This is a genomic window from Streptomyces sp. NPDC085944 (assembly GCF_040686295.1).
Classification (GTDB): Bacteria; Actinomycetota; Actinomycetes; order Streptomycetales; family Streptomycetaceae; genus Streptomyces; species Streptomyces salinarius.
The window spans coordinates 341,704-359,435 of the sequence record NZ_JBFBJX010000008.1; the positions used below are offsets into that span (position 1 = coordinate 341,704).

Consider the following 17,732-nt stretch of genomic DNA (forward strand, 5'->3'; position numbering starts at 1 on the left):
CGCGTCCGACGGCCTCGTGGTGCCGGGTCCCGGCACCACGCCGGGCCCCGGCCCGCGTCAGACCACGGCGGCGATGGAGCGGCCGGCCCAGTCCGGGGCCGGCTCGGTCAGCTCCGTGAAGCGGCGCCGGACCGGCTCCGGAAGCTCGGTGGCCCGGCCCGCCTGCCGGTCGACGTGGACCGCGAGCAGTTCGGTCGTCGCCACCGGGGCCGCTTCGGGCGCCGGATCCGACCCCGGCCCGGGAACCACGTACATCTCGTGCACGAAGCGCGCCTTGCGGGCCGCCGCGCCCAACACGCGCGTACGAACGGCGAGATGGACGCCCTCGGGCACGTCCCGGAGATAGCGGATGTGGGACTCCACGGTGTAGAGGGAGCAGCCCGTGGACTCGCGGTAGCCGGAGTCCAGGCCCGCCTCGATCATCAGCGCGTCCGTGGCGTGGCCGAAGACGAGGACGTAGAAGGCCTCGCTCATGTGGCCGTTGTAGTCGATCCACTCCGGGCGGACGGTGCTGCAGAACAGAGGGAGCGTCGCCGTCGGGAGATCCGTCATCGGGCACCCTCCCCGCGGTTCAGACGGCCGGTGGCGCGCAGTACGTCGATGACGCCCCGGTCGCGTTCGGCCACCAGGTCCGCGATGGAGCGGCCGTCGGCCGCCTCGTCGCACCCGGCCACCACGGCGTCGTACAACTCCTTGTCCAGCTCGGGCGCTTCCAGGCGCGTCCACGGCGACTTCAGGGACGGGCCGAAGTGGTCCAGCATGTGCGCCATGCCGCCCTCGCCGCCCGCGAGCGCGAAGGTCAGCATCGGCCCCATCACCGCCCAGCGCAGCCCGGGGCCCTCGGTGATCGACAGGTCGATGTCCCGGACCGTCGCCTCGCCGGAGGCGACCATGTGCAGCGCCTCGCGCCACAGGGCCTCCTGGAGGCGGTTCGCGATGAAACCCGGCACCTCGTTGTCCATCGTGATGACGGACTTGCCCGCCACCTCGTAGAAGCGGGCGGCCCAGGCGACCGCCTTCGCGTCGGTGCGCTCGCCGCCGACCACCTCGACGAGCGGGACGAGGTAGGGCGGGTTGAACGGGTGCCCGACGACCAGGCGCGAGGGGTCCGCCGCCGATGTCTGCATGTCGGTCATCGGATAGCCGGAGGTGGAGGAGGCGATGACCACGCCGGGCGGCGTCGCCGCGTCCAGGCGGGCCAGCAGGTCGCGCTTGAGATCGAGCTTCTCGGGCGCGCTTTCCTGTACGAACTCGGCGTCGGCCACGGCCTCTTCGAGGGTGTCGGCCACGGTCAGCCGATCGGCCGAGGCGCCCTCGGCGGGACCGAGCGAGGTGAGCGCCGGCCAGGCCGCGTCCACCAGGCGGCGCAGCTTGCGCTCGGCGTCGGGTGCGGGGTCCCAGGCGGTCACGTCGTAGCCGCGCGCCAGGAAGTGGGCGACCCAGCCGCCGCCGATGACCCCGGCGCCGACACAGGCGACGCGACGGACGTTTTCGGGCGGGGTCGTCTCGTGTGCGTTCACGGGAGGCAGTCCTTCGTCGTGTCGGGGGTTCACTTGCGCGGCTTGAGGCCGAGGGTGGCGCGGGCCTCGTCCGGTGTCGCGACGCGTGCGCCGATCGACTCGGTGATGCTCACCGCCCGCTCGACGAGCTGGGCGTTGGTCGCCCTGTTGCCCTTGCCGAGGTAGAGGTTGTCCTCCAGGCCCACCCGGACGTGCCCGCCGAGCAGGATCGACTGCGCGACCCACGGCATCTGCATCCGGCCGAGCGCGAAGCTCGCCCAACGGGCGCCGTCCGGCAACATGTTGACCATCGACTGGAGCACCCCGGGGTCCGCGGGCGCGCCCCACGGGATGCCCATGCACAGCTGGAACACGGTCGGGTCGTCGAGCAGGCCCTCGGCCAGCAACTGCTTGGCGAACCAGAGCTGACCCGTGTCGAAGATCTCCAACTCCGGCCGTACGCCCAGCTCCTGGATGCGCCGGGCGCCCGCGCGCAGCATGTCGGGCGTCGAGACGTAGAGGTTCGAGCCGTCACCGAAGTTGAGCGAGCCGCAGTCCAGCGTGCAGATGTCGGGCAGCAGGTCCTCGACGTGCGGGAGACGGTCCAGGCCGCCGACGAGGTCGGTGCCGGGGAGGTGGGTGAGCGGGTCGTCCGGGTCGATGACCAGGTCGCCGCCCATGCCGGCGGTGAGGTTGATGACGACGTCGGTGCCGGTCTCCTTGACCCGCTCGACGACCTCCCGGTACAGCTTCGGGTCGCGGGACGGGTCGCCGGTCTCCGGGTCGCGTACGTGGATGTGGACGACGGCCGCTCCGGCGGCGGCCGCCTCCACGGCGTTCCGCGCTATCTGCTCCGGGGTGACGGGGACGTGCGGGCTCTTGCGGACGGTGTCGCCGGCGCCGGTGAGAGCGCAGGTGATGATGACGTTCTCGGTCATGGGCATGCGGGGCCTCCGGAAATCTTGCCGCTCAGGGCTGTGGAGCCAGGATCGTGTGGGTGACGTGGGCGGTCAGCGCCGCGTGCATCGCGTCCGCGGCGGCGTCGGCCGACGGCCCGCCCACCGAGAGGACGTGCGTCGCCAGGCCGTCGATCAGCGCGGTCAGCGTCAGGGCCGCCGCCCGCGGGTCGACGCCCTGGCGGAACACGCCCTGCCCGACACCTCGGCGCACGACGTCGGCGACGGTCTCCCGCCACTGCCGGTAGTACTCGGAGTGCAGTCGGCCCACCGCCGTGGAGCGCGCGGCCTCGGCCCACAGGTCGAGCCACACCGCCCACTGGCGGCGCTGCTGGGCGGTGCGCGGGGTCTGCAGGGCGATGAGCTGGCGCAGCTCCGCCGCCGCGTCGTCCGCCTCGGCGAGGAGGGCGGCGCGGCGCGCGGTGTCCTCGTCCATGCACCAGCGCACGGCCGCCTCGAGGAGTTCGGCGCGGCCGGGGAAGTGGTAGTGGATCGCTGCGCTGCTGGTGGCGCAGGCGCGGGCGATGTCGGCCACCCGCACCGCGTGGAAACCGTGCTCCGCGATCAGCCGGACCGTCTCGCGGACGATCTGCAGGGGCCGCCCGCCCTCGACACCGGCGGCCGGTGCCGTGGCCCTCTCGCGCGGCCGGGTGCCGAGCAGCCAGCCGGCGTCGACCCGGCCCTCGTCGGCGATCCGCGCCAGCTCCGCGGCCGTGAAGCGGCGGCTGCCGCTCAGCGAACGCGACAGCTTGGACGGATCCATCACGACACGGCGCGCGAACTCGCGCTGGCTGACGCCCGCGGCCGCGATGACCTCGCGGACACGGGTGGCGGTGCCGGCGCCGGGCGCGCCGTCGGAGACGTCGTCGGTTTCCACGGGCCACGACCCTAGGCATGTGTTGCGGAAAACTCAACCGCAGGACGTGATGAATGCGGCGCTGTGCTGCATATTGCGACTCTGACTGGCGTGTCAGTCAGGAGCGCAACGCTCTCGGGACTCCGCTGCGGCGGCGGTCGCGAGCCCGTTTCATCACGGTTGAGTACCGGGCCGGAATTGTGGCCTCCATCACGGCCGATGCGATCTTGCCCTGGTGGGATCGCCGCATGCTCGGTTTCCTCCTCCGTCTCCTGCCCTTCTGGGTCCGCGAGCCCCTGCTCATCGTGGTCGGCTCGGTGTTCGGCGTACGCCTCCTGTACCTCGCCGTCGCCGAGAAGGACTGGGCCCTTGCCGGGATCGGCGCGGTGTTCCTGGTGGTCACCGCGGTGCGCGTCCACGTGGTGGTCCGGGCCCTGCGCGCCCGCCGTAACCACCCCGCCCCGACCCAGCCGCAACCTCAGGCGGCGGTGCAGCAGCGTCCGGCGTCGGCCGCCCCCGCCGCCCCTGCCGTCCGGGAGAAGGAACCCAACGCGTGGGGACAGGCGTTCGCGGCCATCGGCGTGTTCGCGGCCCTCGGGGCCGCGGCGTGGCTGGGGCCCAAGCTGCTGCCCTCCGAGGCCCACGGCACGCCGCACGCCGCCTCGTGTCCGGGCGGGCAGGAGACGGAGCCGCCGAGTGCCTACCGGAAGACGTCCGGGGCGGTGACCGGTGCCGAGCTGTGCGAAGCGCTCAACACACCCGACCTGGCCAGGCTGCTCGGAACACCGGCGGAGACCGCGACCGGGGCGTCCGCCTCCAACGGCACCGCCGCCCTGACCGACGGCAAGGTCGCCCAGCCGGAGGCTCGGATCGAGTTCGACACCTACACGGTGAACGTCTCGGTCACCTACAACGACCTCTCCATCGACCAGTACGTGAAACTCATGGAGTACGGGAACGAGAGCGACGTCAGGAAGCTCAAGGTTCTCGGCCGGCCCGCGGTCCTCTCCTCGGACCACACCATGCAAATCGAGATCAACTTCGGCGGATCCGGCGGACCGGTCGAGCAGGGCCCCCTGGCCAGAACGCTGGACGTGGCCCTCGACGCGAAGGACAGCGGCGGCTACTACGAGATCACCGTGTGGAGCACCTCCGGAGCCTTCCCGGACGACGACGTCCTCCTCGACATCACCCAGCAGGTCCTCCCGGCGATCCCCGAGCGGGCCGTGTGACGTGACGTCACCCTTCGGCCGGTGGGCCCGCGCCTCCGTTCGGCGTGTCCCGGACCCCGTAAGGGGCACTGGGGGAACGATGCATGTTCCCGGACAGTGCGGGAGCCGGGCCGGAGCGGAGGACACACGTGGAACAGCGGGGCGCGGCCGAGCGGTGCGGCGAGAGCGTGGCGGCGGAACCGGGCGGCGCCGTCGGGCCCGCCGGACCGGCGCACGCCGTGCCGGACGCACGGCGGCGAATTCCCCGCACCGACGCCCTGCTGCGTGACCCCCGCCTCCTGGAGGCGACCGGCCGGCTCGGTCCGGAACGGGTCAAGTCGGCGGTGCGCCGCGCACAACAACGGGCGAGAGAGGGCGCCGTGGCCCCGGACTCGGTGGCCGACGCGGCGCTCGCCCTCCTGCCGCGGACGGCGAGCGGCCTCCGCCCGGTGATCAACGCGACCGGGGTGCTGCTCCACACGAACCTCGGCCGGGCGCCGCTGTCCGTCGCCGCCCGGCAGGCGGTCCAGGACGCCGCAGGCCCCACCGACGTCGAACTGGACCTGAAGACCGGTGTACGGGCCCGCCGCGGCCGTACCGCGCTGGCCGCCCTGCGGGCCCGCGTGCCGTCCGCCGACGCGGTGCACGTCGTCAACAACGGCGCCGCCGCACTGGTCCTCGCCGCCACCGCACTGGCCGCCGGCAAGGAGATCGTGGTCAGCCGCGGGGAGATGGTGGAGATCGGGGACGGCTTCCGGCTGCCGGACCTCCTGGTGTCCACCGGCGCCCGGCTGCGCGAGGTCGGCACGACCAACCGCACGACCGTCCAGGACTACGCCGAGGCCGTCGGCCCCGAGACGGGCTTCGTCCTGAAGGTGCACCCCTCCAACTTCCGCATCACCGGCTTCACCCGCGCCGCCGACGTCTGCGAACTGGCGCCGCTCGGCGTCCCGGTGGTCGCCGACATCGGATCGGGTCTGCCGGCCCCGCATCCGCGCCTGCCGGACGAACCGGACGCCCGGAGCCAACTGGAGGCTGGAGCCTCGCTCGTCACCGCCAGCGGGGACAAGCTGCTCGGCGGGCCCCAGTGCGGACTCGTCCTCGGCCGCGACGACCTGGTCCGTGCCATGACACGGCATCCGCTCGCGCGGGCGCTGCGGGTCGACAAACTGACCCTGGCCGCGCTGGAGGCCACGCTGACCGGTCCGAGGACGCCGACCGAACAGGCGCTGGACGCCGACCCCGGTCACCTGTCCCGGCGGGCCGAGCTGCTGGCCACCGAGCTGCGGGCCGCCGGCGTCGACGCGCGGGCCGTCGGCAGCCGGGCCACCGTGGGCGGGGGCGGGGCACCCGGCGTGACGCTGCCGAGCGCCGCGCTGTCCCTGCCCGAGCCGTACGCCACCGCGCTGCGCGAAGGACCCGTTCCCGTGGTCGGACGGCTGGACGGCGGACGGTGCCTGCTGGACCTGGGGTCGGTGCCGGCCGAGGACGACCGGCGGCTGGCCGAGGCCGTGCGCCGCGTACGGGCGGGCGAGAGGTAGGGAACATGCGGGTACTGGCCACCGCCGGGCACGTCGACCACGGCAAGTCCGCCCTCGTACGGGCGCTGACGGGCATGGAGCCCGACCGCCACGAGGAGGAGCGGCGCCGCGGCCTGACGCTCGACCTCGGCTTCGTCTGGACCCGGCTGGAGCCGCCGCAGGACACATGGAACGCACCGGGCGCGCCGGACGTACCGGGCGGCGCCGACGGCGAGCACCTGGCCTTCGTGGACGTACCCGGTCACGAGCGCTTCGTCTCCACGATGCTGGCGGGCGTCGGCCCGGTACCGGGCGTGCTCTTCGTGGTCGCCGCCGACCAGGGATGGCAGCAGCAGTCCCAGGAACACCTGGAGATCCTGCACGCGCTCGGCGTCCGGCACGCCGTGCTCGCCGTGACCCGCAGCGATCTGGCCGACCCGGCACCCGTACGGGCGGACGCCGTCGAACGGCTGGCCGCCACCTCGCTCGGCACCGTACCTTCCGTCGCGGTCAGCGCGGTGACGGGCACGGGACTGGACCAACTGCGCGGCGAACTGGCCCTGTTGAGCGCCTCCCTGCCCGACCCGCCGGCCGACGCCGACGTACGGCTGTGGCTGGACCGTGCCTTCACCGTGCGCGGCCACGGCACCGTCGTCACCGGCACCCTGGGGGCGGGCACCCTGCGCGTCGGCGACCGGCTGGTGACCGCAGACGGCACGGACGCGCTGCGAGTGCGCGGACTGCAGTGCCTGCACGAGGAGCGGACGTCCGTCAGCGGCGTGGCCCGGGTGGCCGTCAACGTCCACGGCGGCGCCGACGCCGCGCTCGGCCGGGGCGAGGTGCTGCTCACCCCGGACCGCTGGCCGCACACCACCGTGACCGACGTCCGGGTGCACGGAACGCCGGTGGCGGAGCTTCCCCGCACCGTCACCCTGCACATCGGCACCGCCGCCGTGCCGGTGACCGTGCGGCCGCTGGGCGCGGACACCGCCAGGCTGACCCTCACCCGTGGGCTCCCGCTCCGGGTCGGCGACCGCGCCGTCCTGCGGGAACCCGGCGGACGGCGCGCCCCGTGCGGACTGACCGTGCTGGACGTGTCCCCGCCGCGGCTGACGCGGCGCGGGGCGGCCCGGACCAGGGCGCAGGAGCTGACGGCCATGACCGGGCGGCCGGACGGTGCGGCGGAACTGCGCCGGCGACGGCTCGTCCGCCGGCCCGACCTGGAGGCCATGGGAATCACCCCGCCGGGCCCGCCCGTCTCCGGAGACTGGCTGGCCGACCCCGCCCACTGGGCCCGGCTGCGCGACCGCCTGACGGCGGAGGTGGCGCGACACGCCGAGGAGCATCCGCTGGACCCGGGGCTGCCCACCGAGGCGGCCAGGCGCCTGCTCGGCCTGCCGGACCGCGCCCTCGTCCAGGCCCTCGTCGACACGCCGGGCGAGGGTGTACTGAGCCACCGTCAAGGGCGTCTTCACGGGCCCGGCGACCCCCGGCCGTCGCTGCCCCCGTCGGTCCGACGGGCCGTCGACGCCTTGGGGGAGGAGCTGCGCCGGTCACCGTTCCGTGCCCCCGAGGCGGGCCGGCTGGCCGAACTGGGGCTGGTTCACAAGACCCTGGCCGCCGCCGTCGCGGCCGGCGCACTGCTCCGGGTCGCCGACGGCGTCGTGCTGCTGCCCGGCGCGGACGCCGGTGCCGCCGCCGTACTGCGCTCGCTGCCCCAGCCGTTCACGCTGAGCGAGGCGCGCCGGGCGCTCGACACCACGCGCCGGGTGGCCGTGCCGCTGCTGGAACTGCTGGACCGGCAGGGACACACCGAGCGCGTGGACGACCAGCGCCGGCGCTGCCGGGAGACCGCGGGGAGCGGAGGCGGACGGGAATCGAACCCGCCTGCCCGAGATCCTCGGACACCTCGGTTTTGAAGACCGGGAGGGCCACCAGGCACCCACACGCCTCCACCGCCCGCTCAGGCTACAGGAGCACCCTGATCGACCGGCGATCCAACCGAACCATCCGGAGGGACCAGGCATGACGACCACTCGCGAGACACCCGTACGGCTCACGCAGTTCGCGCACGGCGGCGGCTGCGCCTGCAAGATTCCGCCGGGTGAGCTGGAGGACGTGCTCGGCGGTCTCGCGCGCCCCGGCGCGTCCCCGGCGCACCCCTCCCTGCTGGTCGGGCTCGCCACGGGCGACGACGCCGCGGTGGTCACCCTGCCCGCGCCGGGCGGCGCCCCGGCCCAGGCGGTGGTGTCCACGGCGGACTTCTTCACGCCGGTCGTCGACGACGCCTACGACTGGGGCCGCATCGCCGCGGCCAACGCCCTCTCCGACGTCTACGCGATGGGCGGCCGTCCACTCGTCGCCGTCAACCTGCTGGCCTGGCCCCGCGACGTGCTGCCGTTCGACCTCGCGCGCGAGGTGCTGCGCGGCGGACTGGACGTCGCCGCCGAGGCCGGCTGCCACGTGGGCGGCGGTCACAGCGTCGACGACCCGGAACCGAAGTACGGCATGGCCGTCACCGGCATCGCGGACCCGGAGCGGCTGCTGCGCAACGACACGGGCCGCCCCGGACTGCCGCTGTCGCTCACCAAGCCCCTCGGCCTCGGGGTCCTCAACAACCGGCACAAGGCCACCGGCGAGCGTTTCGAGCAGGCCGTGGCGACGATGGTGGCGCTCAACCGGGACGCGTCCGCGGCGGCCCTGGCGGCCGGGGCCACCTGCGCCACCGACGTCACCGGCTTCGGTTTCCTCGGCCACCTGCACAAACTCGCCCGTGCCTCCGGCGTCACCGCCGTAATCGACACCGCCGCCGTGCCCTACCTCGACGGAGCCCGGGAGGCCGTCCGGGACGGATACGTCAGCGGCGGCACCCGCCGCAACCTGGACTGGGTGGCCCCGTTCACCGACTTCGGCGGCGCCGACACCGACACCCGGCTGCTCCTCGCCGACGCGCAGACCTCCGGCGGGCTGCTGGTGGCGGGCGAGGTGCCGGGCGCCCCCGTCGTCGGGGAACTGGTGCCGAAGGGCGCCCACTCCGTCGTCCTCGGGTGACCCGGAGACCTACGGCTCGGTGCCGGTGTCCTCGTCGATGCCGGCCCTGGCCCGGTACTCCCGCACCAGCTCAAGGGCGGCCGTCCCCCTGGGGCGGCGACCCGCCCTGATGTCCACCGCGAACGCCTTGGCCTCCTGGATGTGGCTGTTCGGATCCAACGACAGGTGCAGCAGCTCGTTGGCGGCGTCACCGGTCGCGTAGCCGTTGGGACCCCAGTGGTAGGGCAGACCCACCTGGTGCAGCCGCCGGCCCTGCACGGTGAGGGGTGCCATGCGGTCGGTGACCAGGACCCGGGCCTCGACCACACCGCGGGCGCTGACGATCGTCGCCCAGCCGGTGTGCTCCAGCCCGCGCGAGGCGGCCAGTTCGGGCGAGACCTCGCAGAAGAACTCCGGCTGGAGTTCCGCGAGATACGGCTGCCAGCGGGACATGCCGCCCGCGGTGTGGTGCTCGGTGAGCCGGTACGTGGTGGCGACGTACGGGAAGACCTCCGAGCCCGGCTCGCTGCCGCTGGGCTGGTAGCGGTTGTCCGGGTGCGGCGGCAGCAAGTGGCGTACGGGGTTGCGCTGTTGCGTGTACAGCAGGTTCGGGAACGGCGAGTCCTGCGGCTCGTAGTGCGTGGGCAGCGGGCCGTCGGTGAGGCCGGACGGCACGTACAGCCACGCCTTGCCGTCCGCCTGCATGATGAACGGGTCCTTGCCCGAGAGCGCCGCGGGGCCCTCCGCGTCCGGGGACGGCTCGTGGTCGGGGGCCTTGTCGGGCTTGAAGTCAGGAACGTCGTGTCCGGTCCAGGAGCCCTCGTCCGCGTCCCACCACACCAGTGCCTTGCGCTCGCTCCACGGCCGGCCGTCCGGATCCGCCGAGGCGCGGTTGTAAAGGATGCGGCGGTTGGCGGGCCAGGCCCAGCCCCACTCCTTCGCCACCCAGTCCTGCTCCCGGCCCGGCTTGCGGCGGGCCGCCTGGTTGACCCCGTCCGCGTGGACCCCGCAGTAGATCCAGCAGCCGCAGACCGTCGACCCGTCGTCCTTCAGCTCCTCGTACGACGACAGCGGGTTGCCGTCGGCGTCGTGCCCGTTGATCTCGGCGAGGACGGCCTCCGCGTCCGGCTCGGCGTGCTCGCCCTTCGTGGGGTAGCCCCAGGTCAGGTCGAGCAGCGGCCGGTCCATCTCGTCGCCGGACCCGGCGAGCTTCTCCCGGATGATCCGGCCGAGGTGGAAGGTGAACCAGAGGTCGCTGCGGGCCTCGCCGGGCGGCGGGACGGCCTGGTGGTGCCACTGCAGGAGGCGCTGGGTGTTGGTGAAACTGCCGTCCTTCTCGGTGTGCGCGGCGGCCGGCAGGAAGAACACCTCCGTGCCGATGTCCTCGGTGCGCATCTCGCCCGTCTCGATCTCCGGGCCGTCCTTCCACCAGGTGGCCGACTCGATGAGGGAGAAGTCCCGGACCACCAGCCAGTCGAGGCCGGCCATGCCCAGGCGCTGCAGTTTGGCGTTGGCCGAGCCGACGGCGGGGTTCTCGCCCATGAGGAAGTAGCCCTTGCAGACGCCGTCCAGCTGGGCCATGACCGTCTCGTAGGTGGAGTGCGAGCCGGTCAGCCGCGGGAGGTAGTCGAAGCAGAAGTCGTTGTCGTCGGTGGCCGCCTCACCCCAGTACGCCTTGAGGAGACTGACGAGGTAGGAGCGCATGTTGCCCCAGTAGCCCTTGCGGGCCGCCTCCGCCTCGACGAAGGTGTCGAGGTCCTGCTGCTGGTGGGCGTGCGGCATGGGGATGTAGCCCGGCAGCAGGTTGAACAGCGTCGGGATGTCCGTGGAACCCTGGATGGAGGCGTGGCCGCGCAGGGCGAGGATGCCGCCGCCCGGCCGGCCGATGTTGCCCAGCAGACTCTGCAGGACCGAGGCGGCCCGGATGTACTGCACGCCCACCGTGTGCTGGGTCCAGCCGACCGCGTACGCGAACGCCGTCGTCCGCTCCCGCCCCGAGTTCCGCGTCACCAGCTCGCACACCTGGCGGAAGAGGTCCTGCGGCACGCCGCAGACCTGCTCGACCAGCTCGGGCGTGTAGCGGGCGTAGTGCCGCTTGAGGACCTGGAAGACGCAGCGCGGGTGGGACATGGTCTCGTCCCGCTCCGGCTCCCCCTCACCGATGTCGGCACCGCCCGAGCCGTGCGCCTCGCCGCGGGCGGCCTCCGTCACGCTGCTGCCGCCCTTGGTCCGTCGGTCGTACTCCTGGTCGCGCTGGCCCGAGGCCGCTTGCATCTGCGTGCCCTCGTACTGCCAGCTGCTGTTGTCGTAGCTGCGGCTGTCGGCATCGAGGCCGGAGAAGACGCCGTCGAGGTCCTCCGTGTCGCGGAAGTCCTCCCGCAGGACGACCGGCCCGTTGGTGTAGGCGACCACGTAGTCGCGGAAGTAGCTCTCGGTCCGCAGGACGTGGTTGATGATCCCGCCGAGGAAGGCGATGTCCGACCCCGCGCGCAGGGGCACGTGGACGTCGGCCAGGGCGCTGGTGCGGGTGAAACGCGGGTCGACGTGGATCACCTTCGCACCGCGGGCCTTGGCCTCCATCACCCACTGGAACCCGACCGGATGGCACTCGGCCATGTTCGAGCCCTGGATGACGATGCAGTCGGAGTGCTGCAGGTCCTGCTGGAAGGTGGTCGCGCCGCCGCGGCCGAACGAGGTTCCCAGACTGGGAACGGTGGAGGAGTGTCAAACACGCGCCTGATTCTCGATCTGCACCGCGCCCAGGGCGGTGAACAGCTTCTTGATCAGGTAGTTCTCCTCGTTGTCCAGCGTCGCCCCGCCGAGGCTCGCGACACCGAGGGTGCGCCGGGTGCGGGTCTCGTCGACCTCCCACTGCCAGCCGGAGCGCCGTGCCTCGATCACCCGGTCGGCGATCATGTCCATCGCCGTGTCCAGGTCCAGCCGCTCCCACTCGGTGCCGTGCGGCCGGCGGTACAGGACGTGGTGCTCGCGGGCACCGCCCGTGGTGAGCTGCAGGCTGGCCGAGCCCTTGGGGCACAGGCGGCCGCGGGAGACGGGGGAGTCGGGGTCGCCCTCGATCTGGGTGACGCGGCCGTCCTCGACGTAGACGTTCTGTCCACAGCCGACCGCGCAGTAGGGACAGATCGACTTGACGACCCGGTCGGCGGAGGCGACGCGCGGCGTGAGACGCGCGCTGGCCCCGCTCTTGGCGGCGGCCCCGCGGCCCAGGGGGTCGGTCCCCTTCAGCTGGCGGTAGACCGGCCAGGAGTCGATCCAGGTGCGTACGCCCATCACCCCTGCCTTCCCGTCGTGTCCCGCTGCGGGTGCCCCGCGCGGCCCCGGTCAATCATCCGTGGTCGTCAGGAGTCCTCGAGTGCTCACCCGTGGTGAGGCTGCTCAGCACCTCGGACGTCACCGCGTCGACCTCGTACACCCGCTCCCGGATCGGCTCGACGAGGGCGACGGTGACCGACCAGACGGGCTGCCCACGAGACCCCTTGTGCAGCGCGACGCCGCTGACCTTGCCGAAGTCCGGCCGCTTCACCTTGTCGACCGCTTCCTTCGGCAGCACCCGTGCTGCGGCGACCAGCTCGGCCGTGCGCTTCTTCGTGGCGGCCGACTGCCCGGCCGGGACGGACGTGCCCTGGAGCCGTCCGTCCGTGGCCGAGACGCGGACCGGACGCACCGACCCGCCGTCGTCGGCGACTCGGACCAGCCAGGTGGGCCGGACGTCCGACGGCCGTAGGCTCAGGGAGACGAACTCGCTGCGGGGCACCTCGTCGAGCGCCTTGCTGATGGCCAGGTCGTAAGGGGCTTCCACCTGGGGCAGCACCTCGGGCGACCGCGCCGGCGGAGGCTGGGAGCAGGCCGAGCCCGCGACGAGCAGCATCCCGCCGGTCAGAAGGGCGGACAGGACCAGCCCGGCCCGGCTGCGGACCCGGCTTTCCCCGGCCGAGTGCTTCATGGTCGCCTGCCTCTCCTGCGGCGCTTCACCGACCTGCCGAAGGGAGTACGCCGGGGCGCGCGTTGCAAACCTGTCGGGGCGCCGGTACCGGAGCACCGCATCCCTCGGTGTGTCCGCGCGTGGGCCGTCCGGCCGGTCCGTAGAGTCCGCCTGACACGTTCCGGAGAGGAGACCGACGTGCTCGGACCCGAGGTCCTGGTCTTCGACGTCAACGAGACCCTCACCGACATGTCCGCCCTGGCGCCCCGCCTCACGGACGTGGGCCTGCCCGGCCGGCTGCTCCCGGAGTGGTTCGCCGGCGTCCTGCGGGACGGCATCGCGCTCACTCTGGCGGGCGGCCCGGCCGACTTCGCCACCGTGGCGCGGGACGCCCTGCTCACCCACCTGGCCCGGGAAGGCGTCGCGCCGGCCGACCCCGAGGCCGCGACGGCCCACGTCCTGGGCGCCCTGCCGGAGCTCCCCGTCCACCCGGACGTCACCGAGGGCGTACGGGCCCTGCACGCGGCCGGACACCGCCTGGTCACCCTGACGAACGGGTCGGCGGACACCAGCCGTGCCGTTGTGGGGCGGGCCGGACTGGCCGAGTGCTTCGAGGCCCACCTCGACGTCGAAGGAGCCGGCGGGCGCTGGAAGCCCGCACCGGAGGCCTACGCGTACGCCCTGCGCGAGACCGGAGTCCCGGCGGCCGCCGCGATGCTGGTCGCGGTGCACCCCTGGGACATCGACGGCGCGGCACGCGCGGGCCTCGGTACGGCGTGGCTGCGGCGCACACCCGTCCCGTACCCGTCGGCACGACGGCCCGCCGACCGCACCGCCGACTCGATGGCCGACCTGGCCCGACGGCTGGGCGCGGGCGGCTGACTCAGGACGCCGGGGGAGCGCCGCCCGGCTCCCGCGCCCCGGCCGCCAGCCGCTCCCGTTGGGGCAGCACCGTGTACTTGGGGTCCTCCGCCGAGGCGACTCCCGCGTGGAAGACGCCGAACCGCAGAGCGGCCGAACCTGCGAGGAGGGCCGCGCCCGCGACCGCGGCGACCGCCCGGTTGCGCCCGCCGAAACACGCCCCGAGCGTCGCGCCCACGGAGGTGAGCGTCTCGGCCGCCCGGAGCAGCGTCCGGGCCCTGCCGCGCTCGAACGGCTCGGCGGCCAGCCCCATGCGCCGCTGCATCACCCGGAACGACCCGAGTTCGAGAACGGCGCCGAGTGCGGCCGTGCGCCGCGCGGGGCCCGTCTCACCGACCGGCGCGCACACCAGGGCGAGCCCGGCGGCGGCGGTGGCCCCGGACCCGGCGAAGACGTACGGCAGCTCGCGGTGCCCCTCGTGCCAGGACGGCACGGCCGTGTCGGAGACCAGTACGGCGGTGTAGGTGGCGACCGCGGGACCCAGCACGGCGGCGGACGCGGTGGCCGCCGCGCCCACGAGGCGATACTTTCCGGCGACGTCCGCGGCGGCCGCGGCGACGGTCAGCGGCGCGTAACCGGCCAGCAGCCACGAGCCCACGCTCATCGGGGAGGTGGGCTTGAAGACGCGGAGCATGTTCAGGAAGCGTTCGGGGCGGCCCAGGTCGTGCACCAGGGCGGCCAGTGACAGGGAGACGGCGCCGGCCGCGCCCAGCTTGGCCGTCCGGGCGAGCGCGGGCCGGCCGGTGGCGTGTGCGCCCGCGGCCAGCAGCGAGGAGGCGCCCGCCAGCCCGCCGAGGTACAGGTAGCCCGCGATGTCCAGGGCCTTCCACGTCGGCCTGTTCAGGATCGGCCTGCCGTAGTACGAGGAGAACTCGGCGTCGGGCACCATCGCCCGCTCGCCCCGGCCCCTGCGCCGCCGACGGCGTCCGGCGTGGGATCCGGTGAGGGCGTCCCGTCCGGGGCGGGCGCCCTCCACGCCGTCCCGGGTGCCGTCGGAACCGCTCATCGCGGCCTCCTGGCGAAGGCGGCGGCCGTGAGCGCGACCAGCGAGACGGCGGCCGTCGCCGCGTGCCGCCACATGGCGGGCAGGTCGCGGGTGGTGACGACCGGGTCGGGCGGCAGGCCGTACACCTCCGGCTCGTCCAGCAGCAGGAAGAAGGCGCCGTCGCCGCCGACCCCGTCGCCGGGGTCCGCGCCGTAGAGGCGGGCGTCCGTGACCCCGGCGGAGTGCAGCTGGGCCACCCGGTTCGCGGCCCGCTCGCGCAGTTCGTCCAGCGGGCCGAACTGGATGGAGTCGGTCGGGCAGGCCTTGGCACAGGCGGGTTCCATGCCGACGCCGAGCCGGTCGTAGCACAGGGTGCACTTCCAGACCCGGCCGTCGTCGGGGCGCTGGTCGATGACGCCGTACGGACAGGCCGGCACGCAGTAGCCGCAGCCGTTGCAGATGTCCTCCTGGACCACGACCGTGCCGAACTCGGTGCGGAACAGGGAGCCCGTGGGACAGACGTCCAGGCAGGCGGCGTGGGTGCAGTGCTTGCACACGTCGGAGGACATCAGCCAGCGCAGCTCGGTGCGGCCCTCCGGCGCCAGGGGGGAGATCTCCCCGGCGGGTGCGGCGGGCGGCGCACCGTCATCGGGCGCGTCGGGCTTGCCGCCGGGCTGGTCGCCGGGTGCGGGCGCGGTCGAGCCCGGACCCGGTGAGGACGGCGAGGTGCCCAGCGCGCCGGCCGCCGCGAAGACGTCGACGGATTCGTGGCCGACGCCGGGTTCCTGCCCGCCCAGTGGCTTGCGCTGTTCGATGAAGGCCACGTGCCGCCAGGTGTCCGCGCCGAGCCCCTGGGTGTTGTCGTAGGACATGCCGGTCAGTTCCAGGCCGTCCTCCGGAATCGCGTTCCACTCCTTGCACGCCACCTCGCACGCCTTGCAGCCGATGCACACGGAGGTGTCCGTGAAGAAGCCCATGCGAGGCGGGGCGTCCGGATGGCCGGCGGCACGCGCCGGCTCCGGCTGCGGCCCGGACAGCAGGTTCTCGCGCGCCCCGGGGACCGGAGTCTCGGTGTCGTCCGTCATGTCCGGGCCTCCTCGCCCATGCGCCGCCTTCGGACCGGCCGGGGCCTGAGTGCCCCGACGGCGCGTGGCCAAACGGCGGCGGGGGACCCGCAGGCACTCGGCCCGTCAGTCGGCCGCCCGGGGTGCGGGTGTGTCCTTGGAACCGCCACGCGTGTGCACGTACAGCTTGCGGCGGTCGCCGACGTCGAGCCGCTTCGGCAGGGGCAGTTCGTAGCGGACCGGACGGGTGTGGTCGGCCAGTTGCCGGCGCGGATTGTAGACCTGGTTGAACCTCCACAGCATCCGGGCGAAGTTGGTCTGCCCGTGCAGCAGGTTCCGGCCGAGGATGCGGGCCGCGCCGAGGGCCGTGCGCAGGCCCAGGTGCTTGCGGTTGATCACGGCCTGGGTGCGGACCAGTTCCTCGTAGAACCGCTCCAGGGGCAGCGTGGTGGGGACCACGGCGTGCTGGATGTCGAAGAGCCGGTAGTCGCGGGTGGTGAGCCGGCGGGACTCGGTGTGCCAGATCTCCGTGCCGGGGTAGGGCGTCATCACCGTGAAGTGGACGATCTCCGGCACCGAGAGGGCGAACTCCCGCACCACCCGGAACCGCTCCTCGTCCCAGGCGGGGTCGACGATCAGGTTGATGGCGACCTGGATGCCCATGCGGCGGGCCGCCTCCAGGGCGCGGATGTTCTCGTCCGGGCTGATCCGCTTGCGGTACAGGTCGAGGCCCTCGGCGTCGATGGCCTCCATGCCCAGGAACATGTAGCGCAGGCCCAGCCGCGCCCACCGCTCGAAGACCTCGGGGTGGCGCAGCAGCACGTCGCTGCGCGTCTCCAGGTAGTACTGCTTGCGGATGCCGCGCCGCTCCACCTCGTCGGCGATCGCGTTGCCGTGCTCGGGCCGGATGAAGGCCACGTCGTCCACGATGAACACGTTGGGCTCGCGGATCCGCGCGAGGTCCTCGGCCGCGGCTTCGGGGGAGGCTTTGCGGTAGCTGCGCCCGTAGAAGGTCCAGGCGGAGCAGAACGAGCAGTCCCATGGGCAGCCGCGCGTGAACTCCACGGACGCGCACGGGTCCAGTTCGCCGATGAAGTAGCGGCGGCGGTTGCGCATCAGGTCGCGGGCCGGCAGCGGCGTGTCGATGCCGTGCAGCATCAGTGGCGCGGGCCCCCGCCCGGCGGCGGTGACGATGCCGGGGACGCCGTCCACGCCGCCGTCGCGGACCGCCTCCAGCAGCGGCGCCACGGCCGGTTCGCCCTCGCCCCGGACCACCGCGTCCACCGCACCCGCCGACTGCTCCAGCACCTCCTCGGCGACGAAGGAGACGCTGTGCCCGCCGAAGAAGACGAAGCAGCCGGGAACCTCCCGCTTCACCTTCTGGGCCAGATCGATCGCCTCCGGGATGTTCGCCAGGTAGTTCAGGGAGAAGCCGACGGCCTCGGGCCGGAACGACCGCACCTCGTCGCGCAGCCGCGCCACCGGCAGCACCTGGAGATCCACGACCCGCACCTCGTGGCCCGCCTCCAGGGCGGCGCCGGCCACCCGTTCCAGACCGAGGGGCTCCAGCCGCAGGAAGATCTCGGAGTACATCAGAGCGCTGGGATGGACGAGCAGCAGGCGCATGGGTCACCTCGTCGAGCGGAGCCGGAGGGAGGCGGGCTCCGCGGAAGCGGGCAGGAAGAGTCTCCCCACTGGCCTCCCGCCGGACGGGGGCCGCGTACCCGGCATACCGCCGCTTGGGCGC

13 protein-coding genes, 1 tRNA gene and 1 pseudogene are annotated in these 17,732 nt (G+C 73.6%); 5 read left to right on the forward strand and 10 right to left on the reverse strand.

Annotated features, from left to right (window positions below):
• Positions 1-57: 57 nt before the first annotated feature.
• Genes AB0P07_RS18780 through AB0P07_RS18795 form a run of 4 tightly spaced genes read right to left on the reverse strand, consistent with a single transcriptional unit; the run spans position 58 to position 3,332 of the window.
• Positions 58-552, reverse strand: coding sequence for a thioesterase family protein (locus tag AB0P07_RS18780; protein ID WP_365551935.1), 495 nt, complete (start codon positions 550-552; stop codon positions 58-60).
• Positions 549-1,520: a 3-hydroxyacyl-CoA dehydrogenase NAD-binding domain-containing protein gene (locus AB0P07_RS18785; protein ID WP_365551937.1), complete on the reverse strand. Its 972-nt coding sequence runs from the start codon at positions 1,518-1,520 to the stop codon at positions 549-551. Before AB0P07_RS18785 ends, AB0P07_RS18780 begins: the two co-directional genes overlap by 4 nt.
• 29 nt (positions 1,521-1,549) lie before the next feature.
• A complete protein-coding gene (locus AB0P07_RS18790) occupies positions 1,550-2,443 on the reverse strand; it encodes a 3-keto-5-aminohexanoate cleavage protein (protein ID WP_365551939.1) in 894 nt (297 codons plus the stop codon).
• Between the two features lie 25 nt (positions 2,444-2,468).
• Positions 2,469-3,332, reverse strand: a complete 864-nt coding sequence (locus tag AB0P07_RS18795; protein WP_365551941.1) for a TetR/AcrR family transcriptional regulator — start codon at positions 3,330-3,332, stop codon at positions 2,469-2,471.
• Between the two features lie 227 nt (positions 3,333-3,559).
• On the opposite strand from AB0P07_RS18795, the gene AB0P07_RS18800 reads away from it, so the two are divergent.
• From AB0P07_RS18800 to AB0P07_RS18810, 3 genes and pseudogenes are all read left to right on the forward strand, one after another.
• Positions 3,560-4,543, forward strand: coding sequence for a DUF6215 domain-containing protein (locus AB0P07_RS18800; RefSeq protein ID WP_365551943.1), 984 nt, complete (start codon positions 3,560-3,562; stop codon positions 4,541-4,543).
• A gap of 167 nt (positions 4,544-4,710) precedes the next feature.
• On the forward strand, positions 4,711-6,063 hold the full coding sequence (gene selA / locus AB0P07_RS18805) for an L-seryl-tRNA(Sec) selenium transferase (RefSeq protein WP_365552024.1): 1,353 nt from the start codon (positions 4,711-4,713) through the stop codon (positions 6,061-6,063).
• Positions 6,064-6,068: 5 nt separating this feature from the next.
• A pseudogene (locus AB0P07_RS18810) lies at positions 6,069-7,820 on the forward strand (GTP-binding protein); the annotation flags it as partial.
• An 83-nt stretch (positions 7,821-7,903) separates the two neighbouring features.
• Here the strand turns inward: AB0P07_RS18810 and AB0P07_RS18815 are convergent.
• Positions 7,904-7,996, reverse strand: a tRNA-Sec gene (locus tag AB0P07_RS18815).
• Between the two features lie 71 nt (positions 7,997-8,067).
• Between AB0P07_RS18815 and selD the strand changes: the two genes are divergently transcribed.
• On the forward strand, positions 8,068-9,093 hold the full coding sequence (gene selD, locus AB0P07_RS18820; RefSeq protein ID WP_365551945.1) for a selenide, water dikinase SelD: 1,026 nt from the start codon (positions 8,068-8,070) through the stop codon (positions 9,091-9,093).
• A 9-nt stretch (positions 9,094-9,102) separates the two neighbouring features.
• Here selD and fdh read toward each other — a convergent pair whose 3' ends face one another.
• Together fdh and AB0P07_RS18830 are read right to left on the reverse strand one after the other, a co-directional pair.
• Positions 9,103-12,363: a formate dehydrogenase gene (gene fdh, locus AB0P07_RS18825; protein ID WP_365551947.1), complete on the reverse strand. Its 3,261-nt coding sequence runs from the start codon at positions 12,361-12,363 to the stop codon at positions 9,103-9,105.
• A gap of 55 nt (positions 12,364-12,418) precedes the next feature.
• Positions 12,419-13,036, reverse strand: coding sequence for a hypothetical protein (locus AB0P07_RS18830; RefSeq protein WP_365551949.1), 618 nt, complete (start codon positions 13,034-13,036; stop codon positions 12,419-12,421).
• Between the two features lie 177 nt (positions 13,037-13,213).
• Between AB0P07_RS18830 and AB0P07_RS18835 the strand changes: the two genes are divergently transcribed.
• Positions 13,214-13,897, forward strand: a complete 684-nt coding sequence (locus AB0P07_RS18835; protein WP_365551951.1) for a haloacid dehalogenase type II — start codon at positions 13,214-13,216, stop codon at positions 13,895-13,897.
• Between the two features lies 1 nt (position 13,898).
• Here AB0P07_RS18835 and nrfD read toward each other — a convergent pair whose 3' ends face one another.
• From nrfD to hpnR, 3 genes are all read right to left on the reverse strand, one after another.
• A complete protein-coding gene (nrfD, locus tag AB0P07_RS18840; RefSeq protein ID WP_365551953.1) occupies positions 13,899-14,942 on the reverse strand; it encodes an NrfD/PsrC family molybdoenzyme membrane anchor subunit in 1,044 nt (347 codons plus the stop codon).
• The gene (locus tag AB0P07_RS18845; RefSeq protein ID WP_365551955.1) at positions 14,939-16,006 is read right to left on the reverse strand and encodes a 4Fe-4S dicluster domain-containing protein; all 1,068 of its coding nucleotides are present in this window, start codon (positions 16,004-16,006) and stop codon (positions 14,939-14,941) included. Before AB0P07_RS18845 ends, nrfD begins: the two co-directional genes overlap by 4 nt.
• A 105-nt stretch (positions 16,007-16,111) precedes the next feature.
• Complete coding sequence (gene hpnR / locus AB0P07_RS18850) at positions 16,112-17,611, reverse strand: hopanoid C-3 methylase HpnR (RefSeq protein WP_365551957.1); 1,500 nt, start codon at positions 17,609-17,611, stop codon at positions 16,112-16,114.
• Between the last annotated feature and the right edge of the window lie 121 nt (positions 17,612-17,732).

What these genes read in the sequence shown, in the direction of transcription:
- AB0P07_RS18830 (WP_365551949.1), bottom strand. Translation starts at nt 13,036, where the DNA reads ATGAAGCACTCGGCCGGGGAAAGCCGGGTCCGCAGCCGGGCCGGGCTG.
- AB0P07_RS18800 (WP_365551943.1), top strand. Translation starts at nt 3,560, where the DNA reads ATGCTCGGTTTCCTCCTCCGTCTCCTGCCCTTCTGGGTCCGCGAGCCC.
- AB0P07_RS18845 (WP_365551955.1), bottom strand. Translation starts at nt 16,006, where the DNA reads ATGACGGACGACACCGAGACTCCGGTCCCCGGGGCGCGCGAGAACCTG.
- AB0P07_RS18790 (WP_365551939.1), bottom strand. Translation starts at nt 2,443, where the DNA reads ATGCCCATGACCGAGAACGTCATCATCACCTGCGCTCTCACCGGCGCC.
- hpnR (WP_365551957.1), bottom strand. Translation starts at nt 17,611, where the DNA reads ATGCGCCTGCTGCTCGTCCATCCCAGCGCTCTGATGTACTCCGAGATC.
- nrfD (WP_365551953.1), bottom strand. Translation starts at nt 14,942, where the DNA reads ATGAGCGGTTCCGACGGCACCCGGGACGGCGTGGAGGGCGCCCGCCCC.
- selD (WP_365551945.1), top strand. Translation starts at nt 8,068, where the DNA reads ATGACGACCACTCGCGAGACACCCGTACGGCTCACGCAGTTCGCGCAC.
- AB0P07_RS18780 (WP_365551935.1), bottom strand. Translation starts at nt 552, where the DNA reads ATGACGGATCTCCCGACGGCGACGCTCCCTCTGTTCTGCAGCACCGTC.